The organism is Apilactobacillus nanyangensis (genome assembly GCF_016861915.1).
Lineage (GTDB): Bacteria > Bacillota > Bacilli > Lactobacillales > Lactobacillaceae > Apilactobacillus > Apilactobacillus nanyangensis.
Map to the genome: position 1 here is coordinate 1 of NZ_BOLX01000025.1, position 5613 is coordinate 5613.

A 5613-nucleotide genomic window follows, 5' to 3' on the forward strand; every position below is an offset into this window, starting at 1 on the left:
AGCTAATTTTAATTCTTTAGAAAACATAAAAGAACCCCTTAGGTTAGATTTCTCCAACTCAAGGGGTTCAGTTCAAGGTCTTTTTTAGATTGTTTTGATTAATTCATCAACTTGGTTTTGGGCTTTTTGCCAATCATTATTTTCAATGATGGTTGCTACATCTTTTAAATTGTCTGGGATTTCAATATCACGTTTGTATTCATTACTACAAATTCGTTGATTAACACGTTCGATATCATCGCCACGTTTAATCATTCGTTCACGTAAGATAACTGGGTCGTTGACTTGGACAAACCAAACAATCGATTGATCCCCCAGTTTTTCCTTATATGTAGCTGCTCCCAATGTATCTAAAACAATAATTGCTAAATCATTTTTGGCCCATGCTTCGTTAATCCCTTCCATTGAGGATCCGTACTTGGCATGTGAATATTCAACGTGTTCCAATAAATGCAATTGATTAAATGATTCCTCATTTTCAAAATAATAATCAATACCATTTTGTTCACCATCTCGTGGCGATCTTGTGGTATGCGTAATTACTTTAGCTGCGTGGTACTTGTCAATCACGTAGTCGCGAAGAGAAGTCTTACCACTTCCCGCCGGACCAGTAATCACTATTAATTTCTTTGCATCCATTGGCTATCCCAGCTTTTCTACGATGTATTCGTTAGTATGTTTCAAAATGTCTTTTAGGTTATCAAAGGTAACGGTCTTAATTGCTTCATCGAATGGAGCCCAGACATAGTCGCTGATTTCTTCAGCTTGTAGCGTTACTTTATCACTATCGACTTCAGAAGTATAGAAAGTAACCACTTTATGGTGACCATTTTTCATGTCATAATTAGCATCAATGCTAAAATCAGTATCAATTGTGGCATCAATACCGGTTTCTTCCTTAATTTCTCTAATTGCGGCTTGTTCTAGTGTTTCGTCGCCTTCCACGTGGCCCTTAGGGAATCCCCAAAAGTCGCTAGTAGCACTTTTTTCCAATAGGTAGACTGGTTTGTTATCAACTACACGGTACACGATGGCGCCTCCGTCAATCTCTGTTACCATAATCATCCCTCCACATTTGATTTGCTATCATTATATCATTTTGCTAGGTTATCATTAAGTATTTATCAGTAAAACTGAATAGATGTTTTGCTTAATCTGATATAATGAAACCAAACCTATACATAGTTAGGAGAATATTTATGAAAAATCATCAATATGCAATTGCTGATTACAATTTAAAAGTCGCTAAGAATGAATTACGCGCTATTCATTTCTTAGATGAAGAAACAGATAAAATTGACAATCCATCAGCTTTATTAAAACACTTCTTGATGACTTACTTTTTAGATTCACAAAGTTTAGCCATTCGAGGACAAAAAATCTCACAAATCATGGCTAGTTTCGAAGACGACGCACTAACCTACCTAGACAAAAACGCCCCACTATCAAAGATTGCGTTTTACAACATTGCGTTGCAACTTCTACAATTTAAAGTCGGCGAAGACTTCTTAATTGATAACTCAATCACTAAGATGCAAACACTAAACCTACCAATCGCTGACGTTCACGATCCAATGAACCTATACGATGTAATTTGTGCGTGGTACCTCCTATTAAATACTCACACTAAATACGGTGTTACTTTAATAGACTACCTAGCCGGCGAAGGTTATTTTGCCCAAAACTACAACCAATTCGACAAACCACTTATCTTTAATGGTAAGAGTATGCCGGTCTACGACACTAACAATTTAATCCGTGAAGTCGTTTACGTTGAAGCACCTATGGACACAGACAATGACGGTCAGTTAGACCTACTAAAGACTGAAATCATTCGTCCAAAGGAAAGCAACAAAAAGGCCGTTCCGGTCATCTTTACTGCTAGTCCTTACAACCAAGGCACCAACGATGCCGACGGTGAAAAGTTAACCCACAACGTTAACCTAGGTCTTAAGCACAAAGAACCTAACACTGTGTCTCTATCGGACATTAATAAGAAGGAAAAAGAACCCGAACTACCAGCCGCACGTAATGTTGAAGGTAAGACTAGAAAAGCTGAACAAACATTTAGCCGTGAACAATCATACACTCTAAACGATTACTTCCTTGCTCGTGGATACGCCGTTGTCTACTCTGCTGGAATCGGAACTTACGAATCAGATGGATTTAGAACCACTGGTGACAAGTATGAAACCATCTCAGCAACTGCCGTTATCGAGTGGCTTGCTGGTAATCGTGTTGCCTTTACTAACCGTACCGACAACAATCAAATTGAAGCCTACTGGTCAAACGGAAACGTCGCAATGTCTGGTCGTTCATATCTAGGAACCTTACAAATTGCCGCTGCTACAACTGGTGTTGCCGGATTAAAGGCCTGCCTAGTTGAAGCCGCAATTTCTAATTGGTATGACTACTATCGTGAAAACGGATTAGTTATGGCTCCCGGTGGTTTCCAAGGTGAAGATGCCGATGTGTTAGCTGCCGAAACCTACAGTCGTAAGAAGTCAGCTGCCGAAGACATCAAGAACGAAAAGAAATGGGAAATCCAATTAACCAACATCACTAATGAACAAGATCGTAATTCTGGTGATTACAACGCCTTTTGGGACAAGCGTAACTACCTAAACGACGCTAAGAAGATTAAGGCCGACATGTTCTTCATTCACGGTTTGAACGACGAAAACGTCAAACCAATTAATGTTGCAAACATCTGGCATGCTGTTGACCCATTAAACATCTCAAAGAAGATGATTTTACACCAAGGTCAACACATCTACATCAATGCATTCCAATCACTTGATTTCACTGATATGGTTAACCTATGGTTCACCAACAAGTTGATGGACGTTGAAAACGATGCCGACAACCTAATCCCTAACATCTTGGTTCAAGACAATGCTACCGATCAAAACTGGTATGAAATCGATGAATTTGATGAAGACGAAAACCTAAAGCGTTTTGAATTAGCTAAACCATCAGATGATTCTGAAGTTGCTGACGACAAAGTTAGCTTCTCAGACTCATTGGATGAAAAGGACTTTGAAGGTTACTGTAATGACATCAATAAGTGGGAAAATGATTTGGTAATTGGTGGAAGCGATACTCCTATCAATAATAACCGTGTGGTATTCACCTTTGATAAACTTCTAAAGGATGTCACTATTAATGGTAAAACCCATATTCATTTAACTGCTTCATCCTCAAAAGACTTCGGTATGTTAAGCGCTCAACTAATTGATTTAGATGAAGATTTCAGATTAAACACTCAACCAGAATCAGTTGATCACGAAAAGATTCAATTAGGCTATCTATGGCGTGAGGATAACCTTCGCGAATTCAAGATGAGTCGTAAAAAGACCCCATTCAAGAAGATTGCTGAAGGTCACATCAACATGCAAAACCGAAACAACGCTTATCAAGTAAGCGACTTAGAAGCTAATGAATTCTATGAAATCAACTTTGACTTACAACCAAATGTATATAAAGTTAAAGCTGGTCATCAACTAGCTGTCGTTATCTATGCAACAGACTTTGATAAATCCATTCGTGGCAACCAAGATGTTAAGTACACCATTGATTTATCAGACTCAGCGGTTGAACTACCCTTCAACAAGGACTAGTATTAATAATAATTTAGATTGAAACGAGGGATTGTCATGAAACAACAAACAAAAATTATCACTTTAGATAATGGCTATCATTTATGGACGCACACTTCTGGTGAAGGCAAGATTAACTTGCTTGCCCTACACGGTGGCCCTGGTGGAACCCATGAGTACTGGGAAGACTCAGCCGACCAATTAAAGAAACAAGGTCTAGATGTTGCCGTTACCTACTACGATCAATTAGGTTCATGGTATTCCGATACCCCTGATTTTTCAGATCCTAAGGTTGCTGACAAGATTTTAACTTACGACTACTACGTTGATGAAGTTGAAGAAGTTAGACAAAAATTAGGTCTAGATGACTTCTACTTAATCGGTCAATCTTGGGGTGGTGTATTAGTTCAACTATACGCACAAAAATATGGTGATCACCTAAAGGGTGCTATCATTTCATCAATGGTCGATGACATTGACGATTACACTAAGCACTTAGATGAAATTCGTGAAAAGGAATTTGCTCCTGATGAATTAGCATTCATGAAGAAGTGTGAAGCCGAAAACGACTACGATAACGAACGTTACCAAAAAGATGTTGACCAACTAAATAAGGGTTACATCGACCGTAAACAACCATCTAAGTTGGAACACTTAATCGGCGTATCCAACACAGATATTTACAACAAGTTCCAAGGCGATAACGAATTCGTTATCACTGGTAAATTAGGAGAATGGCACAATACTGATCACTTATCAGAAAACCACGTTCCTACTCTAGTTACCTTCGGTGAACATGAATCAATGCCTGTTGAAACTGGTAAACGTATGGCTGAGATGATTCCAAATGCTAAGTTTGTATCAACTCCTAACGCTGGTCATCATCATATGATTGATAACGCTCCTGTTTACTACGATCACTTGGCTACTTTCATTCGTGAAGTGGAAAACGATACATTTAATAAGTAATAAAAAAGACCCAATGGGTCTGAAAAAAGAACCCACTGGGTTCTGAAAAAAAGACCTACTAGGTCTTTTTTTTATATTATTTTTAATGTTTTCATGGTATAACTATCTTTAATGAATTAAAGGAGTTCAAAAAAATGCAAAACGTCTATAATATCGTGTTGAATCGAACCAACAGCAACAGCGTTGAACGATTCATCAATCTATTCAGAGAAGGCGCAATTATCCTTGTTGTCCTTGAAGTCTTTGGATATCGAGTACCGTCTTTTCTAACCAATTCAATGAATAACTTTTTGTTAAGTATCTTCTACTTAATCACTAGTTACAAAATCCCCCTAATCTGTTTCATTTTATTATGTGGATTATTCTTAGTTTCAGAAGCCTCAATGCATCACCGATATCTTGATAACTTGCACCACAATTTCTGGCGCCAACTCATCAAGCTATACAAATATGTGTGGATTATCGTCTTCACCGTTTGTTTACTGGCCACTAACTTGGAAAGTCTAATCGACTTCAAATTCATCGTCGAAGCAAGATCATTTTCGGCCGGTTCTAACTTCTGGCCAACCCTATTTAGAAACTGTTTCGCCCTATTCATGTTCTTCTTAAATATTTACTGGTTCTTAGTTTACTTCTGTAACAGCGATAACGCCCTTGCAGAAAAGCATCCCCGCCAAAATCAATTGAATTCCAAGGGATACATCAAACTATCAAAACGTGAACTGGAATTCTCCAACCAACACGTCTATCTACAAATATACGTAAGAAACAATGAATCACAGGCCTTAGATGATATTAAAGAATATTTCTTAGTAAAACAGGTCAATTATCGAAATGACCGCCAACACAGAGAAGATATCACCATCATCAGTCAGTTTGCATCATACAGTGACGCTAAGAACTTTATGAATGACTATGCTGATGAACCAAGTAATTTTATGTAAATAAAAAGAACCTACCATATTCTGGTGGGTGAACTGAACCCCTTGAGTTGGAGAAATCTAACCTAAGGGGTTCTTTTATGTTTTCTAAAGAATTAAAATTA

The 5613-nt window shown here is 37.9% G+C and carries 5 protein-coding genes; 3 read left to right on the forward strand and 2 right to left on the reverse strand.

Going from position 1 to position 5613, the window contains the following annotated elements; all coding sequences use genetic code 11:
• Nucleotides 1-84: 84 nt before the first annotated feature.
• Both JUD45_RS06965 and JUD45_RS06970 read right to left on the reverse strand, forming a co-directional pair.
• Nucleotides 85-639, reverse strand: coding sequence for a guanylate kinase (locus JUD45_RS06965; protein WP_138726832.1), 555 nt, complete (start codon nt 637-639; stop codon nt 85-87).
• 3 nt (nt 640-642) lie between these two features.
• Nucleotides 643-1059 carry a bis(5'-nucleosyl)-tetraphosphatase gene (locus JUD45_RS06970; RefSeq protein ID WP_138726831.1) on the reverse strand — a complete coding sequence of 139 codons (417 nt, stop codon included), beginning with the start codon at nt 1057-1059 and terminating at the stop codon, nt 643-645.
• 140 nt (nt 1060-1199) lie between these two features.
• Between JUD45_RS06970 and JUD45_RS06975 the strand changes: the two genes are divergently transcribed.
• The 3 genes from JUD45_RS06975 (at nt 1200) to JUD45_RS06985 (ending at nt 5512) form a co-directional block, all read left to right on the forward strand.
• Nucleotides 1200-3620, forward strand: a complete 2421-nt coding sequence (locus JUD45_RS06975) for a Xaa-Pro dipeptidyl-peptidase (RefSeq protein ID WP_138726830.1) — start codon at nt 1200-1202, stop codon at nt 3618-3620.
• 36 nt (nt 3621-3656) lie between these two features.
• Nucleotides 3657-4568, forward strand: coding sequence for a proline iminopeptidase-family hydrolase (locus JUD45_RS06980; RefSeq protein WP_138726829.1), 912 nt, complete (start codon nt 3657-3659; stop codon nt 4566-4568).
• Between the two features lie 134 nt (nt 4569-4702).
• On the forward strand, nt 4703-5512 hold the full coding sequence (locus tag JUD45_RS06985) for a hypothetical protein (RefSeq protein ID WP_138726828.1): 810 nt from the start codon (nt 4703-4705) through the stop codon (nt 5510-5512).
• The last annotated feature ends 101 nt before the right edge of the window (nt 5513-5613 follow it).

Excerpts from the sequence above, each read along its gene's own strand:
- JUD45_RS06965 (WP_138726832.1), bottom strand. The coding sequence starts at position 639 with ATGGATGCAAAGAAATTAATAGTGATTACTGGTCCGGCGGGAAGTGGT.
- JUD45_RS06970 (WP_138726831.1), bottom strand. The coding sequence starts at position 1,059 with ATGGTAACAGAGATTGACGGAGGCGCCATCGTGTACCGTGTAGTTGAT.
- JUD45_RS06975 (WP_138726830.1), top strand. The coding sequence starts at position 1,200 with ATGAAAAATCATCAATATGCAATTGCTGATTACAATTTAAAAGTCGCT.
- JUD45_RS06980 (WP_138726829.1), top strand. The coding sequence starts at position 3,657 with ATGAAACAACAAACAAAAATTATCACTTTAGATAATGGCTATCATTTA.
- JUD45_RS06985 (WP_138726828.1), top strand. The coding sequence starts at position 4,703 with ATGCAAAACGTCTATAATATCGTGTTGAATCGAACCAACAGCAACAGC.